The organism is Psychrobacter aquimaris (genome assembly GCF_016107525.1).
Classification (GTDB): domain Bacteria; phylum Pseudomonadota; class Gammaproteobacteria; order Pseudomonadales; family Moraxellaceae; genus Psychrobacter; species Psychrobacter aquimaris.
This window is the reverse complement of sequence record NZ_JABASR010000013.1, coordinates 90,938-112,224: the sequence shown is the minus strand read 5'-3', so window position 1 is coordinate 112,224 and position 21,287 is coordinate 90,938. Positions and strand designations below refer to the sequence as shown.

At 44.0% G+C, this 21,287-nt stretch carries 14 protein-coding genes and 2 tRNA genes; 3 read left to right on the top strand and 13 right to left on the bottom strand.

Features of this window, described 5'->3' with window-relative positions:
- Positions 1-416: 416 nt before the first annotated feature.
- Together JFC10_RS12095 and JFC10_RS12090 are read left to right on the top strand one after the other, a co-directional pair.
- On the top strand, positions 417-2,504 hold the full coding sequence (locus JFC10_RS12095) for a catalase (protein ID WP_198333004.1): 2,088 nt from the start codon (positions 417-419) through the stop codon (positions 2,502-2,504).
- 247 nt (positions 2,505-2,751) lie between these two features.
- The gene (locus tag JFC10_RS12090; protein WP_198333003.1) at positions 2,752-3,540 is read left to right on the top strand and encodes an MBL fold metallo-hydrolase; all 789 of its coding nucleotides are present in this window, start codon (positions 2,752-2,754) and stop codon (positions 3,538-3,540) included.
- Between the two features lie 63 nt (positions 3,541-3,603).
- On the opposite strand, the gene JFC10_RS12085 is transcribed toward JFC10_RS12090, so the two are convergent.
- From JFC10_RS12085 to leuS, 7 genes are all read right to left on the bottom strand, one after another.
- A tRNA-Lys gene (locus JFC10_RS12085) sits at positions 3,604-3,679 on the bottom strand.
- 160 nt (positions 3,680-3,839) lie between these two features.
- Positions 3,840-3,915, bottom strand: a tRNA-Lys gene (locus tag JFC10_RS12080).
- A gap of 338 nt (positions 3,916-4,253) precedes the next feature.
- Positions 4,254-6,251, bottom strand: coding sequence for a MacB family efflux pump subunit (locus tag JFC10_RS12075; RefSeq protein ID WP_198333002.1), 1,998 nt, complete (start codon positions 6,249-6,251; stop codon positions 4,254-4,256).
- Positions 6,252-6,368: 117 nt separating this feature from the next.
- Entirely contained in the window at positions 6,369-7,697 is a 1,329-nt protein-coding gene (locus JFC10_RS12070; protein WP_198333001.1) for an efflux RND transporter periplasmic adaptor subunit, read from the bottom strand.
- A gap of 260 nt (positions 7,698-7,957) precedes the next feature.
- Positions 7,958-9,034, bottom strand: coding sequence for a DNA polymerase III subunit delta (gene holA, locus JFC10_RS12065; protein ID WP_198333000.1), 1,077 nt, complete (start codon positions 9,032-9,034; stop codon positions 7,958-7,960).
- A gap of 58 nt (positions 9,035-9,092) precedes the next feature.
- Positions 9,093-9,812, bottom strand: a complete 720-nt coding sequence (locus JFC10_RS12060) for an LPS-assembly lipoprotein LptE (protein ID WP_227685805.1) — start codon at positions 9,810-9,812, stop codon at positions 9,093-9,095.
- 73 nt (positions 9,813-9,885) lie between these two features.
- Positions 9,886-12,573 (bottom strand): leucine--tRNA ligase, encoded by a 2,688-nt coding sequence (gene leuS, locus JFC10_RS12055; protein ID WP_198332998.1) that lies wholly within the window; start codon positions 12,571-12,573, stop codon positions 9,886-9,888.
- Between the two features lie 226 nt (positions 12,574-12,799).
- Between leuS and JFC10_RS12050 the strand changes: the two genes are divergently transcribed.
- Positions 12,800-13,171: an arsenate reductase gene (locus tag JFC10_RS12050; protein WP_198332997.1), complete on the top strand. Its 372-nt coding sequence runs from the start codon at positions 12,800-12,802 to the stop codon at positions 13,169-13,171.
- 22 nt (positions 13,172-13,193) lie between these two features.
- Here the strand turns inward: JFC10_RS12050 and JFC10_RS12045 are convergent, their stop codons facing one another.
- The 6 genes from JFC10_RS12045 to JFC10_RS12020 all read right to left on the bottom strand — a co-directional run bounded on the left by JFC10_RS12045 (position 13,194) and on the right by JFC10_RS12020 (position 20,591).
- The gene (locus JFC10_RS12045; RefSeq protein ID WP_198332996.1) at positions 13,194-13,430 is read right to left on the bottom strand and encodes a hypothetical protein; all 237 of its coding nucleotides are present in this window, start codon (positions 13,428-13,430) and stop codon (positions 13,194-13,196) included.
- Positions 13,431-13,442: 12 nt separating this feature from the next.
- Positions 13,443-14,357: an acetylglutamate kinase gene (argB, locus tag JFC10_RS12040; protein ID WP_193012329.1), complete on the bottom strand. Its 915-nt coding sequence runs from the start codon at positions 14,355-14,357 to the stop codon at positions 13,443-13,445.
- An 81-nt stretch (positions 14,358-14,438) separates the two neighbouring features.
- Complete coding sequence (locus JFC10_RS12035) at positions 14,439-16,220, bottom strand: phosphohexomutase domain-containing protein (RefSeq protein WP_198332995.1); 1,782 nt, start codon at positions 16,218-16,220, stop codon at positions 14,439-14,441.
- Between the two features lie 90 nt (positions 16,221-16,310).
- On the bottom strand, positions 16,311-16,775 hold the full coding sequence (gene dut / locus JFC10_RS12030) for a dUTP diphosphatase (protein WP_193012327.1): 465 nt from the start codon (positions 16,773-16,775) through the stop codon (positions 16,311-16,313).
- A gap of 273 nt (positions 16,776-17,048) precedes the next feature.
- Complete coding sequence (mgtE, locus tag JFC10_RS12025; protein WP_193012326.1) at positions 17,049-18,452, bottom strand: magnesium transporter; 1,404 nt, start codon at positions 18,450-18,452, stop codon at positions 17,049-17,051.
- A 105-nt stretch (positions 18,453-18,557) separates the two neighbouring features.
- The gene (locus tag JFC10_RS12020) at positions 18,558-20,591 is read right to left on the bottom strand and encodes a UvrD-helicase domain-containing protein (protein WP_198332993.1); all 2,034 of its coding nucleotides are present in this window, start codon (positions 20,589-20,591) and stop codon (positions 18,558-18,560) included.
- Between the last annotated feature and the right edge of the window lie 696 nt (positions 20,592-21,287).

Sequence of the window (21,287 nt, the reverse complement as noted above, 5' to 3'; positions counted from 1 at the left end):
TGTAATACTTATACAATTACAATCTGCGCTCGAGTGCCTTGTCTCGATTGTAGACTTCTTCAACTATCATCCTGTTTAAAGCATACCTTAAAGAATATCCATATTACAACAATCGATTATCAATAAGGTTAGAATGCAAAATATCGAAAATTTTAGTGGTATCTACTTTAACTAAATATCAACACGCTTAACGATATATGTGACGTAAATGGCTGATTTTTTGAGTAATATGATCGGTGAGCATGATTTTTAATCATTAACCGCTTTAATAATAAGCATTGCCAAGACACAGACTACTAAGCGACAGTTGAAGTCACTATCGAAGTCACTACGAATCTCCAAGGATATAAATACTGTGTCGGCTCTTTTTTAATGGTCTCATTGAAGCCCATTTTACTCATCAGCTAGGATATATTATGAATAAGAATTTAGATCATACGGACCCCGCTAATAATATGAATACCGAACGTGGCAATGGCGGTGAGACTCATCAGCGCGCAGGGGATGACACTAAAGTGCTGACGACCCAACAAGGTGTCGCCATCTCTGACAATCAAAACTCTCTAAAAGCAGGCACACGTGGGCCAACCTTGTTAGAAGACTTTGTATTACGCGAAAAGATTCATCATTTTGATCATGAGCGTATTCCTGAGCGTATCGTTCATGCGCGTGGTAGTGCTGCACACGGTTATTTTGAACTGACTGAGTCGCTCGAAAAATATACTACTGCCAAAATTTTGACTGAAACCGGTAAGCAGACGCCTTTATTTACCCGCTTTTCTACCGTTGCAGGTAACAAAGGCTCAAAAGATACACCACGTGATGTCCGTGGTTTTGCTGTAAAAATTTATACCGAAGAAGGTAATTGGGACATTGTTGGTAACAACATGCCGATTTTCTTTATTCAAGATGCGATGAAGTTTCCAGATCTGATCCATGCGGTCAAACCAGAACCTGATCGTGGCTTTCCGCAAGCCGCTTCTGCCCACGATACATTTTGGGACTTTGTGTCATTAAGTCCTGAGACCATGCATAATTTAATTTGGCTGATGAGTGACCGTGGACTACCACGCAGTTTACGTATGATGGAAGGCTTTGGTATTCATAGCTATCGTTTAATTAACAAAGAAGGCAAGAGTACCTTTGTACGTTTCCATTGGAAGCCTGTACTCGGTGTACAATCAACCACGTGGGATGAGGCGGTGAAAATCTCAGGCGCTGACCCTGATTATCATCGCCGTGATTTGTTTGAATCCATTAATAATGGCGACTATCCTGAGTGGGAGTTTGGCGTACAGTTATTTACTGAAGAGGAAGCGAATGAATTTCCATTTGATCATTTAGACGCTACTAAGCTGATTCCAGAAGAGATGGTGCCAGTGAAAGTCGTGGGTAAAATGGTGCTTAATCGCTATCCCGATAATTTCTTTGCAGAAACGGAGCAAGTGGCGTTCTGTCCATCACACTTGCCACCAGGTATCGACTTCAGTAACGATCCATTATTACAAGGTCGTCTGTTCAGTTATCTAGATACGCAGTTATCACGTTTAGGTTCGCCTAACTTTGCCCAAATTCCAATTAATGCGCCAAAATGCCCGTTTGCTAACAATCAGCAAGATGGACATATGCAGATGCAAGTGCCTAAGACGCGTGTGCTCTATGAACCACAAAGCTTAGATCCAACGCGTCCACGTGAAAGCGCCAAACGCGGCTTTGAGTCATTTCATGAGCAGTTAGATGATGGTGTGAAAGGTCGCGTGCGTGCAGAAAGCTTCGCCGATCATTATAGTCAACCGCGTATGTTTTATCGTAGCCAGACGCCAGCTGAGCAAGCACATATTGCGTCTGCCTATGCATTTGAGCTTGGTAAAGTAGATACGGCACATGTACGTACTCGTATGCTGAGTCATCTGCCGCATATCGATGAAGACTTGGCAAATCGTGTAGCCAAAGCGCTTGGTATGGAATTACCAGCACCAGCCGACGCTGCAGCTCCCGTACAAGATATGGCGACATCGAAAGCAGTACAAACGATTGGTTTGACTCCTAAGAGTCTACAAGGGCGTTTGATTGGTATCTTGGTCGCTGAAGGCTCCAAGCATAGTGAAATTAAAAAGTTCGAAGAGGCGGCAAAAGTGCAGGGTGCTAGCGTGAAAATCGTTGCACCCAATAAAGAAGTCGTCTTAGATGATGATACCCGCATACAAGCAGATGAGCGTCTCGCTGGTGGTCCGTCAGTGATGTTTGATGCTGTCGTTAGTATCATTATGCCAGAGCAAGCTAAGAAGCTGGCAAAGGACAGCTCAGCGCTAGATTGGTTCAATGATGCTTATGGACATTGCAAAGCGATTGCTTATTGCGGGGCGACCGATGAATTTATCTTAAGTAAGCTGCCCATTGAAAAAGACGCCTTTGTCACGCCACTAGCTGATTTGGATGCTTTTATTGAAAATGCCAAATCGCGTCTGTGGGAGCGTGAGCCAAAGGTTCGTGATCTTGCCTAGTTAACTTAGCAAAGGTAAGCTCGCTTATAGATAGCGCTAACTACAATCATTAATAATGAATGGTTTAACCTTAAACTCAGCCTATGTGCTGGGTTTTTTGTTTTGATTGAGAGTTTTATAAAAAAAGCGATTTATAGTCACAAGCGTTCACTCAAAATCCGTACAATCGAGGTGACGGGCGCTATACTAAAATGAATGATATTAAATAAGCCTCATCACCATAGATAACTATGGGCAGGGAATGCAAATGAGTTTATGTGACATTGTACGCTTGGATGGATATATCCAAAGTACCTATCTTGCGATATATCCAGATAAAATTATGCTGCTGGACGGTGGTTGCCGACCTGATGTAGCGATGGTGTTAGATTATATTAGAACGACTTTACAGCGGCCAATCAGCGATCTAAAAGTTGTCGTGGTGACCCATATGCATCCTGATCATGCAGGCGGCGCTCATCAGTTTAGAAAAGAGACGGGGTGTATCATTGTTTCGGCAGAAAAAAAGCGTCAATGGTATAGCGGTATCGGTGGGCATGCCATGCATTTTGTGGATATAAATCTTGCGCATTATGTGGCGAGACGTCAAGGTCGCCCATTTAAAAACCTATATTATCCCGCCCATCTTACGCCTGATATGACCGTTAAAGATGGAGACAGTGTGCCGAAATTTGATGAATGGCAAGTGCTGGAAACACCCGGACATACAGATCGTGATTTGTCCTTATTTCATGTACCAAGTCGGCAAGTCTATACGGCAGATTTAATTATCAAACTGCGTCATAAGTTCGTGGCACCTTTTCCTATTTATGATCCTAAAGTCTATATTCAGTCACTACAAAGAATAAAGGCGTTAAAACCCTCTATGGTTATGATGGCACACGGATGTGAGTTGGCAATAGATGAAGCAACTTTTGATATGCTGATTATGCAAGCACCTAAGCATCCGCGTACGATTAAAGACACCATTAAGCATAAGCTGCTATGGCGAAAAGATGCTGATTTCACTATTTTTAAACGAAACCGTAAAAAATAAAGTGAAATTTTAAACAAAAAAAATCCCAGTCACTATGCAATATAATGACTGGGTTTCTAAATATGGTGGGCCGACCGCGACTCGAACGCGGGACCAATTGATTAAAAGTCAACTGCTCTACCAACTGAGCTATCGGCCCTGAAGAGCGTATAAAAAAAGCATTGCTTTTTTAACTCTGCAAGTGAATTTACATGTTCGTAAATTCGGTGAAGTTTTCTAAAAGAAAGCTTCTTAAACCTTGTTACTTATTATGCCTATGCCTGATAGGGCAATGTACACAACAAGCATACTACTAAATATGGTGGGCCGACCGCGACTCGAACGCGGGACCAATTGATTAAAAGTCAACTGCTCTACCAACTGAGCTATCGGCCCTGAAAAGCATTAAAAAATTGTATTACAATTTTAGCTTCGCAAGATAAACTTCCTTAAAGGGAAATTTAATAAAACTAGACATTTAAAAAATGTCTTTAAACTTAAAATTTTTAATATTGATGTAACTAACATTAAAAGAGGCATTAAGTTTGTTTCAACGTTTAAATAATTTCTATCCCTAAACGTGAGAGCACATTATATATATAATTATGACAATTACAACCCCATATGACGAAAAAAGTGCAAATATAAGGTAAAAATCACTATTTTTTTATAATTTCAGCATAATATCCGTTTTAAGGGCTTAATTTTTGACTGAATGTGGGGATTATCGCTAGTTAGTCTCTAGAAAGCGCTTCAACAGGATCCAGTTTGGCGGCGTTACGTGCTGGTAAAAAGCCGAAAACGACACCAATGAGTGTTGAGCAAACAAAAGCTGCAATGATAGAGGTGGGTGAGTAAATCACTTTGAAACTATCACCGCCGATGCGATTGATTAACTCACCAATGGCAAATGCCAGTCCAATCCCCAGTAAGCCTCCTAAAATACAGACGAGAACCGCTTCAATCAAAAATTGCTGCATGATATCGCTTTGGCGTGCACCAACGGCCATGCGTACACCAATCTCATTGGTGCGCTCAGTGACTGATACCAGCATGATATTCATCACACCGATACCGCCGACGACTAAAGAGATAATGGCAATCGATGAAATTAATAACGTCATGGCTGTGGTGGTGGATTCGATGGTTTGGCGAATAGAGTCTGAATTGCGGATACGAAAGTCATCGGTACCGTGGCGGCTTTCCATTAGTTGTGAAATGGCTGACTCGGCGGCTGAAGAAGAGATATTGTCATCGATCAAGGCGACAAAGCTCTCGATATGGGAGCCGCCTTTGATACGGGACATCATGGTGGTGTAGGGCATATATAACGTCGGCGTGTCGACATTTCGACTAAATCCACTGTCATTGGGCGCAAGGACACCGATCACCCGTCCCGGTACGCTACCGATCAGCAATACTTCGCCAATGGGATTGGCATTGTCCGGAAAAAAAGTTTTTTTCGCATTGTCATCAATAATAATATCTTGAGTACGGCGTAAAATACTTTGCTCATCGAAGCCTTGACCTTGAATGAGCTTCTCACCACTGACACTCAGGTAGTCTTTGCCCACACCGCTGACACTAGCGGCTTCTTGTATATTGCGATAACGTACATTCATATTGCTATCGAGCTGCGGACTGACACTGAGGACATAAGGTTGGTCGGCGACTGCTTGAGCGTCTTGCGGTGTCAAATTATCATCGTTGTACTGACGTCTTGGGTCGCCGTAAGGGTAACCATCACTGACAGTAATAGTGTTAGTGCCAAGCGAGCTGATATTACTCAGAATTTGCGCTTGTGAGCCTTTGCCAAGACCGACGACGGAGACGACGGAGGCAATACCGATAATGATACCAAGCATGGTCAATAAAGTACGCATTTTATGGGCGCGCATCGCCAGCAATGACATTTTGAACGCTTCAAATAAACGGTCAATAAAACTACTAAGGGCACTTTTACGATTGTTGTCTAAGATAGGCTCGGGCTGCACATGGGTTTGCTGATAATGATCGTTTTTATAATCAGCAATGACATAGCCATCTTTTAGCTCAATCACGCGCTCGGCTTGTGCGGCAAGTTTGGGATCATGAGTGACCATGATGATGGTATGACCTTGGGCGTTTAGATCATGCAATATTTTCATTACATCTTCGCCGGACTTACTATCAAGCGCACCTGTTGGCTCATCAGCTAAGATAATGTCGCCACCGTTCATTAGGGCGCGTGCAATAGAAACACGCTGCTGCTGTCCACCTGAGAGCTGATTAGGACGGTTATTAACTTTATCCGCCAAGCCTAAGTCTGCTAATAATTTTTCGGCACGCTCGCTGCGTGTTTGCCCATCCATTCCCGCATAGACCGCAGGAACAGAAACGTTGTCTCGGGCGCTGATATCACCAAGCAAATGGTAGCGCTGAAAAATAAAGCCGAAATGCTCACGGCGTAGTTTGGCCAGCTCATCTGCATCTAAGCGATTGACTGATTGTCCATATATTTTGTATTCGCCAGCAGTGGCTTGATCCAAACAGCCTAAGATATTCATTAAGGTCGATTTGCCAGAGCCTGATTGACCGATGATAGCGACCATCTCGCCTTGATTGATGGTCAGGTTGATATCATGAAGCACGCGAATGGTTTGTTCACCAGCTTTAAACTCTCTGATTAGTCCTTTGACCTGCATTAACGGGACATCTGCTGCGGTATTAGGACTGGGATCTCTGGTATTCATTTACGCTGCTGCCTATATCAGTACTGCATATATAATGACTTATTATAAAAAATTATATATAAAAAGTTATAAAACGCTTATTCAGTATGGTTTTACGCTCATTAAGACGCTTAAACATTAAAACGGTCTACCACTTTTGCCGCCTTGTCCTTTCGCAGAACTTTCTTCGCCTAATATCACTTCGTCACCTTTGCTCAGGCCACTTAAAATTTGTACATTGACGCGATTGTTGATACCTGTTTTTACCGTTTGTTCAACCACTTCACCATCCGCTTTTAGTACACGAACCATCGCCATTTTTACGTTTGGATCTTGATTGGCAGCGGCTTTGTTGGTTTTTTTGATGGGTTGTAAAGCGGCAGCGGGTATCAGTAAGGCGTCTTTTGCTTGGTCGATAATAATGTAAACCTGTGCGGTCATATCAATACGAAAGCGACGATCGGTATTGGGTACTTCGATATAACCGACATAATAAATAGCAGAATCGGTCGAGCTGGTATCGCTGATTTGCTCAGGTGCAGGCTCAATGGCTTTGAGTACGGCGTCGAATTTTTGATCAGGGTTACCAATGATATTGAAATATACAGGCATACCAGCATCGACGTTGATGACGTCTGCTTCAGAGATTTGAGCGTTGATACGGACGGTCGATAGGTCTGCTAATGTCACGATAGTGGGCGCGGTTTGATTGGCGTTAACTGTGGTGCCTTGCTCTGTTGTGATCGATACCACGGTACCTGATATAGGCGCACGGATAGTAGTGTAGCTGAGATCTTCCTCAGCAGTACTGACATTGGTCTGTGACTTACGTAGCGCGGCTTCCTGGCTATTGATATTAGCCTCAGCTGTAGCAATCGCTGCTTTAGCAGTATCGATAGCAGCACGTGCGTTGGCAACAGCTGCTTTTGCGGTTTCTACCTGAGTCGCTTGAGTGTCATACTCTTGCTGGGATATTGCGTCAATCGCGACCAAAGATTTTAAACGAGCAAAGTCGGTCTGTGCTTGCTTGAGTTCAGACTGGCGGCTGGCAAGATCGGCATACGCGCTCTTCAGGCTGGCTTGTTTACTTAATGCTTCTGCTTTGGCGCTTTGTATCGCCGCTTCACTTTGCTCAAGGCTTGCTTGCTCATTGCTTAAGTTATTCTTTTGTGTGACTTGATCGATTTGGGCAATAAGATCTCCTTGCTGCACCTCGTCACCAACCTCAACATACAGACGTTTTACTTCACCAGATACTTGCGCGCCGACATCGACGGTATTTAAGGCTTTGACTTTACCAGACGCCATGACGTTGTTTTCAATGTCACCAATCTCAGCCGCTGCGGTCAGATAGTTGGGGGTAGTTTCTTTGGGTTTGAAAAAACTATAGGCCAACGCCGCTAGTGCTATAACAGTTAGGGCGATAACTCCCCATTTAATAGCAGATTTTTTGCTTATTTTGCGCATGACAACAATCCAATCACAGTTAAATCAAGTGTAGATATAGTAGAGAATTCATGTGCAAAAGGAAATGATAATTAGTTTACGAAAGGTTAAGGCGTATGTAGGACGAATAAAAATCCAGAAATTAAGCGACTGCTCAGGTATGGATGTCAGAGGGATGTACCTAGAAAATAATAGGAAGACGGAGTGCTTTAGATGGAGTTTTTTGGTGGGGCAGGTTTAACGAAAGAAGTGATAGAGAGGTAAGAATTAATCATTAAGACTTATCGCATAGCAAATAAGCGTTTTCCTGATAGTTCTAGCGCTGCCTGCAATAATAATTCCCACGCTGGCTGACGAACGAGTCCTTTGATGGCTTGGTCACATTTATAAAGCAGGGCAGGCCATTCAGCCGTTTGCGCTGTTGACTGGCGACGGCAAGCTTGCTGATACAACCCTTGTTTGCTACGCCAGATACCAAGCGCTTGCGGGTCTTGTCCATCCATCAACTGCATAATTTGCCGCATGTCTTTACTGATTGCCCATAATACCAAGGTGGTCGGTTCATCTGTGGCTTTCAGCTGAAACATGATTTTGGCGACTTGCGTGCTGTTACCAGCAAGCATGGCATCCGATAAATCAAAAACACTAAACTGTGCATCACTGACCAACGCGGCTTGTAGATCCTTAATGTCTAAGGCAATATTGTTTGGCAGTTGTGTAGAGGGTTCAGTCTGTTGAATAGCCTCTTCATTCTTAGCGACTAGCTGCGGCGCAAATAAATAGGACAGCCGCCATAAAGTCTGATAAGCGCTTAGCAAATGGTGCTCAGTATGCGACATGAGCAGCTGCCACGCCTCTCGAGACAGCCGTAAGCCAAACTGCTGAGCCTGTATTTGTAATAGCTGCTGTCGTTGCTGCTCATTATATAAATTGCAATCAATGACATGACCATATTGAGCAAATGGCGCAAACCATTTGCCGCTTTGCGCTCGTTTGTCTTGCTTAGGCGTTAACCATAACAAACTATGGCTATGCGCACCTGTTTGTGCCTCAACAGCAAAGCGCTCAAGCTCAGCGATGACGGTCTTGTCTGGCTTATGATTGCCAGTTACGATCAAGGCACTGGCATCATCAAATAAAGACTGGCTACCAAGCTCTGACAATACCTCTTGCCAGCTCTTGACCGATATCAGCTCAATACGCTTAATCGCATAATTCTGCGTGCGCCAATGTGGGCGAAGGGCATCAATAAGCCATTGACTGAGTAGTGGCTCATCACCATGCGCTAGCCACAAGCCAGCGACTGCAACGGAAGGTTTTAGTAGCTTTGGGTAGGCCTGTATAAAGGTATCTTGCATAGGGTGATAAGCACACAGATTGATTAAAATAAACGTGGAATGTGTCGCGCATTATAAATTATGGGTTTGGCACTACCACCGCGATCGACGTTGAGCCATTACCGCTTTGAACAGTTTGTTTGACTCCAGAAGAGCTAACCTTAGGTAGGGAGATGGCGACATATTGATCAGTAATTCGGCGAGCCAAACTGTCATAGAGCCAGTCACGAATTTGATCGCCTTGCTGATCATCAGTGCTCACCGATGCCTCATTATATTGATAGCTACGCTCGACTTGGATAGGGTTGCTTAGCGTAATTGGTTTGCCATTTTCCATGGTCTGGTAGCTGACATCTGCTGAAAGTACCAAGCGGATCTCTGTCAGTACACCGACCAGCTCATAACGCTTAAAACGGACGTTATTGATGGTGATAGCGGCAATAGGTTCAGCGTTTTCTTGTTTGTTATTGTTCGCAACGTCAGCTGCTGTCATGTTGTCAATGACCTCAACACCTAAAGTTTCTAAGCGTCTGGTCAATGGCAGCTTAAGCGGAAATGAGATGCGATTGTCTTCGAGAATCACTGCTGTTTTGGCGACATCAAGCAGCATTGGTGCATCATAGCCACGTAATTGAAAGCCGCAACCACTAAGACCTGCCGTTGCACCTAATAGTGTAAACATTGGCAGGGCAGTTAGAAAAGCCGCCGCCAGTTTTTGTCCGCTTGATTTTTTGGCAAAAGCGTCTTTTTTGCTTAAGCTGGCTTTGGATGACTGACCTACTCGATATTTATACGACATAATCGCTATCCTAATATTATAAACAGGCTCAGACTAATAATTAAACTAATAAAAAGTACTGAGCCTAAAAAATCTAGCCTACCACCACGATGTTTACCAGCTTATTAGGGACGACGATTTCTTTTTTGATGTCGCCAGTCAAGAATTTTGCCACACTTTCCATTGAACGTGCTTGTGCTTTTAGCTGTTCTGGATCGCTATCTGGGGCTACATCCATTTTACCGCGCATTTTACCATTGACCTGTACCACCATCGTGATCATGTCTTGTACCAGAGCGCTTTTGTCAACTTCTGGATAATTCAAGGTAAGGGTATCTAAACCCAATTGCTCAAGTAAATGTTCGCCAATGTGCGGCGCATATACGGATAGCATAATCAGCAGATCAACCAATGCTTCATGCTGTACCTGTAAGTCTTGCTTGCTATTGGCCTTAAAGCCAGTCAGCTCGTTGGCAAGCTCCATCAAACTTGATACAGGCGTGTTCAGTGCCAAACGATCACCCAAATCACTATCGATTTTAGCAATGGTTTCATGAGTTTTACGGCGTAAGTTTTTGGCTTCTTTGCTTAAGCCATCAGTGCTCAAAGCTTCATTGTTTAGTGTCTCGATACTTAGGTTCGCGGCAGTAAGCGCTTGCATGTGTTCAGTAGCAATACGCCATACTTTCTTGACGAAGTTATAAGGGCCTTTGAGCGCATCATCTGACCATTCTAGCGTTTGATCCGCAGGCGCGGTAAAGAGCGTATAGAGACGAACGGTATCAGCGCCGTATTTATCGATGGTAATTTGCGGATCGACACCGTTATTTTTTGACTTAGACATTTTTTCGATTTTGCCAATGGTTACTGGCTGTCCATCAGATGTTAAGATGGCTTTAATCGGTTGACCACGTTCGTCATAATCGATATCGACGTCTTCTGCAAAGTAGTACGTGGTACTGCCATCTGCATTTAGGCGATAAAATGTCCCTGCCAATACCATGCCTTGCGTCATCAAATTAGCAAACGGCTCATTTCCTGATACCAAGTCTTCATCACGCATGAGCTTATGGAAAAAGCGTGCATAGAGTAGATGCATCACCGCGTGCTCAACACCGCCGATGTATTGATCGACAGGCAGCCATTTATTGGCAGCAGATTTGTTGACCATGCTTTGCGCATCATTTGGGCTGGCAAAGCGTGCATAGTACCAGCTTGACTCCACAAAGGTGTCAAAGGTATCAGTTTCGCGCTCAGCAGGATTACCGCATTTAGGACACGTCGTATTGACAAACTCTGGAATGTTTTTTAACGGATTTCCGCGACCGTCAGGAACGACATCAGTCGGTAACACAACGGGCAAATCTTGCTCTTCAACAGGCACAGTACCACAATGCTCACAGTTGATCATTGGGATAGGGCAGCCCCAATAACGCTGGCGAGACACCCCCCAATCACGGAGACGGTATTGGATTTTTTTCTTAGCAAGCTCTTTTGGCTCAAGCTTAGCTAGCATTGCTTCAAATGCTTGCTCAAAGTCCAACCCATCAAACTCGCCTGAGTTGACTAAGGTATTGCGTTCGGTATAAGCACGATTAATCTCAGTATCGTTCGCTTTAGCGTCTGCTTCTAACGCATCAAAATAGCCGACAGGGATATCGATGACTTGTTTAATAGGTAAGCTGTATTTAATCGCAAATTCATAATCACGCTCATCATGAGCAGGTACAGCCATCACCGCGCCTGAGCCGTAGCTCATGAGCACATAGTTGGCAACCCATACGGGTACTTCTTCGCCAGTGAGTGGATGCGTGACCGTAAGGCCAGTAGCCATACCGATTTTTTCAGCTTTAGCTAGGTCTGCTTCCGCGACTGAGCCTTTTTTGCAAAGCGCACAGAATTGCGCAATCGCTTCATCATGCTCAGCCGCATACTGCGCTAGCGGATGTTCGGCCGCGACTGCCACATAAGTCACACCCATCAAAGTATCAGGGCGAGTAGTGAACACATCTAACGTATTGGTCTCGCCAGCAAGCTCATAAGGGAAGTGTACTTCCATACCTGCGCTACGACCAATCCAGTTACGCTGCATGGTCAATACTTCTGATGGCCAGTGACCTTCTAGCTGATCCAAATCATCGAGCAATTCGTCAGCATAATCGGTGATATTAAAGTAATACATTGGGATGTCGCGCTTTTCGACTGCAGCGCCACTACGCCAGCCTTTACCATCGATGACTTGTTCATTGGCTAAGACGGTATTGTCAACAGGATCCCAGTTGACCGTCGAAAGCTTTTTGTAGACCAAGCCTTTTTTGTACAACTGTAAAAACAACCACTGTTCCCACTGATAATACTCAGGGCTGCAAGTAGCAAATTCACGTGACCAGTCAATGGACAAACCCAACAATTTAAGCTGGGCACGCATACTGTCAATATTGGCAAACGTCCATGCAGCAGGTGGTGTTTGGTTAGCAATCGCCGCATTTTCTGCTGGCAAGCCAAAACCATCCCAGCCCATTGGCTGCATGACTTCATAGCCCTTAAGACGATAGTAACGGCTCAGTACATCAGAAATCGTATAGTTACGCACGTGACCCATATGCAGCTTGCCACTTGGGTAAGGGAACATCGACAGCATATAGCGACTTGGCTTATCGCTTGGCTCATTACTCACTTCAAAGCGCTTGTCAGTTGCCCATTTGGTCTGCTGCGCGGCTTCTATCGCTTGCGGGTTATAATAATTGTTTTCTGATTGGTCTGCTGTCACGGCGTTGCTCATAGTCGGCTCGGAATTTGTTATTACAGGTAAATTGAGTGAAATTAAATAATGCCATAGCATAGCGTAATTTGGCGAAAATTGCGACGATATGATAGGGCGTTTGCGCATCTCGAAGGACACAGATCCGAAAATTTGAGCGTGTTTTTAATGTTTTGGTTATCATAAACCAAATACCCATAGGCTTAGGTATAATAAACAGAATAATAATCATTGATTTGGAGTTTTTATGACCATCACTATTTACGGCATCAAGTCGTGCAGCACGATGAAAAAGGCGTTCAATAAGCTGGATGAATTGGACGTTAGCTATGAGTTTCATGATTATAAAAAACAAGGTATCGATAAAGAAACGGTACAGCGCTGGGTCAATGAGCTAGGTATTGATAAAGTGCTCAATAAGCGCGGTACGACATGGCGAAAACTAGACGACAGTCAGAAGCAAGCCGCTGACGCTAGCGTAGACAGTGCCATTGATTTGCTCGTAGAAAATACCAGTATGATCAAACGTCCGATAGTTGAGGGTGAGCGAGTAGATAAAAACCAGCAGATATTATTATGCGGCTTTGATGAAGCGGAGTTTGAGCGTGTGTTTGGTTAAAAACGGGCGTAAAGAGCCTGAGCTAATAATTAAATCTTAGCTCAGGCTTAATAACTCCAACAATAAACCAAATCACACTAAAGCCCCAAATAATAAGCACATACAGGCGAATTTGTTCGGCATTCCAATCTAGTGCAAACCACTCAATGAGGAAAAATGACTTCCACCCTTCTATCCATTTTGCGCCACCATAGCCAATAATCCACCAGCAATACAGGCTTTCTAAGATAAAAAGTAGACACCAAAGCCACAATGCCATGATTTACTCCTGCTACTCGGCTAATGATGAGCCTAAATCACGACTGATTAATGTACCAACCCCTTCATTGGTAAAAATCTCTAACAGCGTGGCATGAGGCACGCGACCATCGACGATCACCGCGCTTTTTACGCCGCTACGTACCGCATCAAGTGCACATTGAATTTTAGGAATCATGCCGCCTGAGATAGTCCCATCTTCAATGAGGCTATCGACTTTCTTTGGTGTGAGTCCAGTCACGACTTCGCCGTCACGACCTAGCACACCTTTGATATTGGTTAGAAGCATGAGCTTTTCAGCTTGTAAAAATTCCGCTACTTTACCCGCGACCAAGTCGGCATTGATATTGTAAGTATTGCCTTCGCTATCGACCCCAAGTGGCGCGATGACGGGAATGAAGTCAGAGGCAATCAGCATATTAATCACGTCTTTATTGACACTCACTACATCACCAACGAATCCTAAATCGACGGGCACAGCAATACCATCTGCGCCAATTTTTTCCATCATTAACTTCTTGGCTAGGATTAAATTGGCATCTTTACCAGTCAGACCAATGGCGCGGCCACCGTGCTTGTTGATTAAGCTAACAATCGATTTATTGACGCTACCACCCAAGACCATCTCGACGATATCCATGGTGCTTTTATCGGTAACGCGCATCCCATCGATACGGTCTGACTGACGCCCCAGCTCTTTTAATAAATTATCCACTTGTGGACCACCGCCATGCACGACCACAGGATGCATACCAACGGTTTTTAACAAGACGATGTCGCGGGCAAACGAGCTCTCAAGTGCAGGATCCGTCATCGCATTGCCGCCGTATTTGACCACGATGAGCTTATCGACAAAGCGCTGGATATAAGGCAGCGCCGTGGTCAATACTTCAGCAGTGTTTTTGGCATCATCTAAATTAAGCGTCATTATAAACTCCTAAGTTGTGGTATTGAAAAGTCACATTTTATTTGATAGCAACTATTTTGACAGCAACTACTTTAATGACAACTATTCCGCAGGAATAGCGACAATTTGTTCTGCCAGTTTTTTATCAAATGGGCAACATAAAGCGGCAAATTTTGCTTGGATATCTCTTAGGTCTTCCATGCTATCACCAGCAAAGCGTGCGGTAAGATTGTGACTGGTATTTGATTGGCGGAGCACCCCAAAACCATGGGCGAAATCCAAACGCACGCCATCAATACAGCTCAGCTTCGTCCCCACTGGCAATAAGCAGTTGGCTTGCTTGGATGTCATATATTGCCAGCTCGTAGAACAACGGCAAGGTGATGGTTGACGAGTCGCTATCCAATGATCACCAGAGTCTTCTGCTACGGTCGCTTCCACGAGTTGGCGTAAATACTGACAAAATTGGGTCAGCTGCTCGATGATAGCATCGTCTTTTTTAAGGGTTTTAGGCATCGGCAAGTAATGGTCAGCAGTACTCACCATAGCAGGCAGATTTTGAGTCATATCTGTCAGTGCTCTTTTACCTTGAACGCCATGAGCGGTGACTAACCAATGCAACAGTCGTAATGCGGCGTACATGGCGTCATCATAAATAATAAAGCGGCTGTCATTAAATATAAAGTGCCCTGATAATTCACCCGCAAAGACAATTTGACCAGCAGACTGCTGCATCTGTCGGCGCATAAAACTGCTGCCCGTTTTGCTGAGCACGGGTGTTGCGCCAAGATTAGACAAGAGCTTCGGCAGATGATGGGAGCATTTAATATCAAAAAGGATTTGAGAGGGCGGTTGTGAATTGACTGAGCTTTTAGAACATAGCGCTTTAGGATGTTCGGTCAGCGCCACTTGTGCTAATAAGTATAGCAAGTGATCGGGCGTGACAACCTTACCGCTATTATCGACAATCATTAAGCGATCGCCATCACCATCAAAGGCGAGGCCTATGTCTGCTTGATGCTGAAGCACACTTCGCTGTAACTGTTTAAGACGGTGTGGTTCAGTGGGATCAGGATTGCCAGAGGGAAAACTGCCATCTGCGGTGTCATTGAGCATGATGACCTGCTGGCAAAAATTCTCAAATAAACGCTGGGCGATATTACTGGTCGCCCCATGCATGCAGTCTATGACGACTACTGCATTAAGGGTGTTAGATGGTGGCTTATTATCTTTGGAGTGTTGTTTATTACAGGGATGGATTTGCTTAAAAACTTGAGCGATAGCCTCAATATAAGTCGTCGCGACTTGTGTATCAGATAAATTGAATTGCTGACTACAAATAGGCTTATCAATGGTATTTGTCAGCGTATTTTGAGCATCAACCCGTGCTTGAGAGTCACTAAGATCACAGGCATAGTTAGCCCGTGTTTTTTGCCAAAGCAACTGAATCTCTGCATGACTCGGAGATTGATGGTTGACCAACCATTTGATACCTAAAATGTCTTTAGCCGAATGGCTGGCGGTGACGATAATGCCATGACCAGAATATTGTTCTGCCCAAAAAACCATCATAGGTGTAGTAATTAGCCCCAGCTGGATAACCTGTAAGCCGTATTCAGTCAATATATCAGCCAATCTCTGAGCGATAATATCACTACCGAGACGCACGTCATAACCAAGCACAATGATGGTATTCTCAAGGTTAATGCTTGGCTTTGGCAGGCAAGCATTGGCAGGAGCCGCTGTTGAATCGCAATCTGTGGCACTATAAAGATGAGAAAATGCCTTGCCTAACGCTAGAATAAAGTCAGTGGTGAAATGCTGGCGTGAACCACGAATATCATAAGCACGAAATAAGCATTGCTGCGCAGCAAAAGACGGCATCGCTTACTCTCCTTATGGCGTGATTCACGTGATCATGGTTTTGTGATGGCTAAAGTACAATTAAAATGGCAAATCAGTAATGACCACTAATTACTGGCGGCCTGAATGTCCAAAGCCGCCCGCACCGCGTGCACTGGTATCACTAAATTCTGAGACCACTTCAAACTCAGGGCGGGCAACGGGTACGACTACATATTGTGCCATACGTTCCGCAGGATTCAACACAAAATCCTCATTACTACGATTCCAAATACTGACCATCAGCTCACCTTGATAGTCAGCATCAATCAAGCCGACCAAATTACCCAAGACGATACCGTGCTTATGACCAAGACCTGAACGCGGTAAAATCATCCCTGCATAATTAGGGTCTTGAATATAAACTGCGAGACCAGTGCCAATTAAATGCGTGGCACCTGCTTTAATCGTCAATGGCTCATCAATACAAGCGCGCAAGTCGATACCAGCGCTGCCATCAGTGGCGCGTGTCGGTAACGAGAACGCTTTATCTTCAGTAATTTTCGGGTTTAACACTTTAACTTGTACAGCTTGCATAACGCACTCACTTAACGATTTAATGGTTTTATAAATTAAGGTAATTCGGGGTATGTCTTCAATTCAATCGATAATCACTTAAATGGGCTAAATTTTGCCAAATTGCGTCAAATAACGGGTTAATATTTCAATATTATCTGCGCTATGGCCTCATTTGACGGCAGCTTATCTCATTTTTATCACCATTTTTGCAATCAGTACATGCCCCGGTTTTTACATAAAATAGCGCTTTTATATTTTAACAGGGTATTTATTCAGTAACACAGCATTCAATTAGAGTATCAATACACTCGCCAAACCCAAGAATGACATAAAGCCGACAATATCCGTCACGGTGGTTAGAATAACCGAGGCGGATAGGGCAGGGTCAATATCCATACGTTTTAGGAGCAGTGGAATACTAATGCCCGCAACGTTGGCAGCCGTCATGTTAATGGCAATGGCAAAACCAATGACGGCGCTAATTTTCATGTCATGAAACCACAGTTGGGCAATAATCGCTATAATTATCGCCCATATGATACCGTTTATCGCACCGACCCACAGCTCTTTATTTAATAACCATAACCGGTTAGAACCACCGATTTGACCCATCGCCATACCGCGAATGACGACAGTCAATGTTTGCGAGCCTGCAATGCCACCCATACTAGCGACCACAGGCATCAATATTGCCAGTGCCACCACTTGTGCCAATACTTCCTCGAACTGACCAATCACAGCGGCAGCCAATAATGCGGTACACAAGTTAATGCCTAGCCAAATACTACGGCTTTTGGCACTGGTTAGGATGGGCGCAAACAGTTCCTCATCTTGACTGACACCCGCCAAGTTTTTCATGGTGCTATCGACATCATCTTGGATGATTTCCATGATGTCCTCGCCATTTAACTGACCGACCAACTCACCATGGCTATTGATAACGGGGGCAAAACGAATGTCCTCTGAGCGAAAAATGGCAGCGGCATCTTGAATGTCTAAGCGATCATTAATGGTAATGGCGGTATCAATCAATTCTGATACCAAGGTGCTTTGGTCATGTTTAATCAAGTCGACCAGACTGAGTAGCCCAAGTAGCTGTTGGCTTTGATCGACGACCAGCAGCTCTTGGCTTTGATCATCGAGCAAGTCGTCATTCTCTCGTAGCCAGTTCTGCACCTCTGCAAGGGTGATATCATCCCTGATCTGAATAAGGTCAGGATCCATATAGCTACCGACTTCCCAGTCGGCATAGGTATCGAGCTTATTGACCTGCACTCGAATATCTTCATCTAAGGTTGCCATCACCGAGGTACGCACACTTTCGGTAACGGTATCTAAAATCTCAGATATATCTTGCGCATCAAGGTCTTGGGTAAATAAAGAAATCTCTTTTGAAGAGACATTTTCTAACAGCGGCTGGCGTGTATCAAAATCTAATTCCGCCAGCACTTCACCTTTGATACTTTCTGGCACTTGTGCCCAAATCAAGAAGCGATTTTGGCTTGGAAATGATTCTAATAGGCTAGCAATCTCATATTTTGACTGCTTTTCTAAAAACTCAGTAATCGCCTTGTATGCCTTTTCAGCAACCAAACTTTGCAAGTACAGAAGCTTATATTCGCCGCTAGACTCTGCCGGATTATAATCTCCCTGTAGCGTAGATGGTCGTTCCTGATCAGGCATAGGGGTAGGCATAAAGGTTCCAAAGTTTTTATAAAGAAGAAATAATAACAAACATTAGCATGTCGCATAAATGCTCATGTCGCAAACTGGTGATGCTCTCAAGCATTGATCCTAAATCTAACGATTACCCAATAAAGCGCGAATATTAGCCAAATACTCATCAGCGACTTTTTCAGGGTCTTTGCTGGCTTTTTTCTTTTTCGCCTTGGCTGGCCAGTCGATATGGTCTTCTGGTAACTCATCTAAAAATCTTGACTCAGAAGTGACACGCATCTGACCGCCCGCACGGCGCTGAGTCGCTAGTGTCAATGTCAGCTCACGACGAGCGCGAGTAATACCTACATACATCAAGCGCCGTTCTTCTTCAACCGTCTCACTCAGGATAGAGTTGCGGTGCGGTAGCATTTCTTCCTCAAGCCCCATGATATACACAAAATCAAACTCCAAACCTTTTGCCGCATGTAAGGTCATCAAGTTAACCTTGTTGGTGTTTTCTTCTTCCTGCTGTTGCTCGAGCATATCCAGTAACACAAGTTTACGAATGATGGTATCAATGGTGCGCTCTTCGTCTTCTTCGGCGCGATTAATCAGCGATTGAATACTAGTGTAGAGCATATCAATATTATCGATACGGTTTTTTTCTTGTTGCGGGGTTTTGGAGTCGCTACGCACAAAGTCGATATAACCCGTTTCATCAATCATTTGACGCACGATAGGTACAGGGTCAGGATGCTGATCGAGCTCACGCGTATAATGTTCAATAAACTCACCGAACTCTTTTATCGTACCATAAGCCTTCGACGGCAAAACATGTGCTAGACCTGCGTGGGTACAAGAAGCGAGTAGCGAGATACTATGCTCTTGTGAAAATAAACCAAGTTTTTCAAGGGTTGCTGGCCCCATTCCACGCTTAGGCGTATTGATAATACGTAAAAACGCGCTGTCGTCTTCAGGGTTAAGAATCAAACGCAGATAGCCCATGATGTCTTTGATTTCACTACGCGCAAAGAACGACTGACCGCCCGATAACTTATAAGGAACTTGCAGTTGACGTAATTGCGCCTCTAGCATGCGTGCCTGAAAGTTACTGCGATATAGAACCGCATATTGCTCCCACTCATTACCAAAACGCAGCTTATGCGTGACGATTTCTTTTGCCACGCGCTCGGATTCATCATCGTCATTACGACAGTTAATAATGCGAATTTTTTCGCCTTGACCTTTATCTGACCAGAGTTTTTTTTCAAATAAATGCTCGTTATTGGTAATAACAGCGTTAGCAGAGGTCAAAATACGCGTGGTCGAGCGATAGTTTTGCTCAAGCATGACGATTTTTAACTTCGGAAAATCTTCTTTGAGCAGTGCCATGTTTTCAGGCTTAGCACCGCGCCACGCATAGATAGATTGGTCGTCATCGCCAACGACAGTAAAACGCCCTTGCGGTCCGACTAAGTATTTAATCATTTCATACTGGGCGGTGTTGGTATCTTGATATTCATCGACGAGCAAGTAACGAATACGGTTTTGCCATTTATCGCGCAGTTCTCTGTTTTCACGTAATATCTTGGTCGGAAGGACAATCAAATCATCGAAATCAACGGCGTTATAAGCCCGCAAATTGCGTTCATATAAGGCATAGAGGGTCGCAAAAATCATGTCTTCTGGATCGTCTAAGGTCTCCATCGCCTTATCCGGTTCAATCAAATCGTTTTTCCAGTCAGAAATCATTTTAATGGCTTTGCCGACCAGTTCACGACTTTCAGCGCCGCTTAAGTTGTCACGCATCATCAGCTCCATCAAGAGGCGCTTACTATCGTCGCTGTCCATGATGGAGAAGTTACCCTTGAGCGGCGTATGAATCAGCTCATAACGCAAAAACTGTAGACCAAACTGATGAAAGGTCGATACGGTTAGACCGCGTGTCTTCTCGCTTGGCAGTAATTTACTGACACGGGCTTTCATTTCACGGGCGGCTTTATTGGTAAAGGTCACCGCAGTGATACGCTCAGCTGGCATGTTGCATTCTTCAATCAGATAGGCAATCTTGCGGGTAATCACCGACGTCTTACCGGAGCCGGCACCTGCTAGCACGAGCAATGGACCGGATACGTAGAGCATCGCTTCTTGTTGTTTGGGATTAAGTTGACTCATAAGGTGACCTGTAAGACAAAAGCAAAAAGAAAGCAAAAAAGGCTGGTGTTGATATCAAGAGTTACTAAGTAAGATAAAAACTGCACGTATGAGGCAAATCGATAGCGCAAGACGGCAACATAGCATTATAGCTGGTTGCATCATCTCGATATCAAAACATGGCGTCGACAGGGTTAATCAAACCATCCGCTAATCACGCTCATAACTGTTAATATTTTGTGACAATTAATCATGTGCACCGTCATTAAAATAGCCGCTGATACCAGCATGTAATTAGGCGGGTTATTATAAAGCAAAAACCGTCACTTTGGGGAGGAGTTCAAAGATGAGCACTCAGTAAAAAAGCGTTAAATTTTCGTGACTTATACTATATATACTAGCGTCTACTCAAAAATATGGATTTGGACTTAATATAAGGTAACGTCTATATCATAATTCATGGTAAAAAAAACATGTTTTTTTTACCTATAAAGTGACCGTTCAATACAGTTAAAAACTAGCTTTTGGGCACTGATATGCGTATAGTACGTAAATAATTTATGCCAGTTGTCTCGTCATTGTTGACTACGTGTAATGAGCTATTAAATCAATTAAATAAATAGTCGAATATGATATTGATTTAATACGTTGATCTTACGTTGTTAAAGGATGCGTTAGGCGACCAGCCTTTCTCCGTTATATACCGGAGTCTCTATA

Excerpts from the sequence above, each read along its gene's own strand:
- JFC10_RS12095 (WP_198333004.1), top strand. The coding sequence starts at position 417 with ATGAATAAGAATTTAGATCATACGGACCCCGCTAATAATATGAATACC.
- JFC10_RS12090 (WP_198333003.1), top strand. The coding sequence starts at position 2,752 with ATGAGTTTATGTGACATTGTACGCTTGGATGGATATATCCAAAGTACC.
- JFC10_RS12075 (WP_198333002.1), bottom strand. The coding sequence starts at position 6,251 with ATGAATACCAGAGATCCCAGTCCTAATACCGCAGCAGATGTCCCGTTA.
- JFC10_RS12070 (WP_198333001.1), bottom strand. The coding sequence starts at position 7,697 with ATGCGCAAAATAAGCAAAAAATCTGCTATTAAATGGGGAGTTATCGCC.
- holA (WP_198333000.1), bottom strand. The coding sequence starts at position 9,034 with ATGCAAGATACCTTTATACAGGCCTACCCAAAGCTACTAAAACCTTCC.
- JFC10_RS12060 (WP_227685805.1), bottom strand. The coding sequence starts at position 9,812 with ATGTCGTATAAATATCGAGTAGGTCAGTCATCCAAAGCCAGCTTAAGC.
- leuS (WP_198332998.1), bottom strand. The coding sequence starts at position 12,573 with ATGAGCAACGCCGTGACAGCAGACCAATCAGAAAACAATTATTATAAC.
- JFC10_RS12050 (WP_198332997.1), top strand. The coding sequence starts at position 12,800 with ATGACCATCACTATTTACGGCATCAAGTCGTGCAGCACGATGAAAAAG.
- JFC10_RS12045 (WP_198332996.1), bottom strand. The coding sequence starts at position 13,430 with ATGGCATTGTGGCTTTGGTGTCTACTTTTTATCTTAGAAAGCCTGTAT.
- argB (WP_193012329.1), bottom strand. The coding sequence starts at position 14,357 with ATGACGCTTAATTTAGATGATGCCAAAAACACTGCTGAAGTATTGACC.
- JFC10_RS12035 (WP_198332995.1), bottom strand. The coding sequence starts at position 16,220 with ATGCCGTCTTTTGCTGCGCAGCAATGCTTATTTCGTGCTTATGATATT.
- dut (WP_193012327.1), bottom strand. The coding sequence starts at position 16,775 with ATGCAAGCTGTACAAGTTAAAGTGTTAAACCCGAAAATTACTGAAGAT.
- mgtE (WP_193012326.1), bottom strand. The coding sequence starts at position 18,452 with ATGCCTACCCCTATGCCTGATCAGGAACGACCATCTACGCTACAGGGA.
- JFC10_RS12020 (WP_198332993.1), bottom strand. The coding sequence starts at position 20,591 with ATGAGTCAACTTAATCCCAAACAACAAGAAGCGATGCTCTACGTATCC.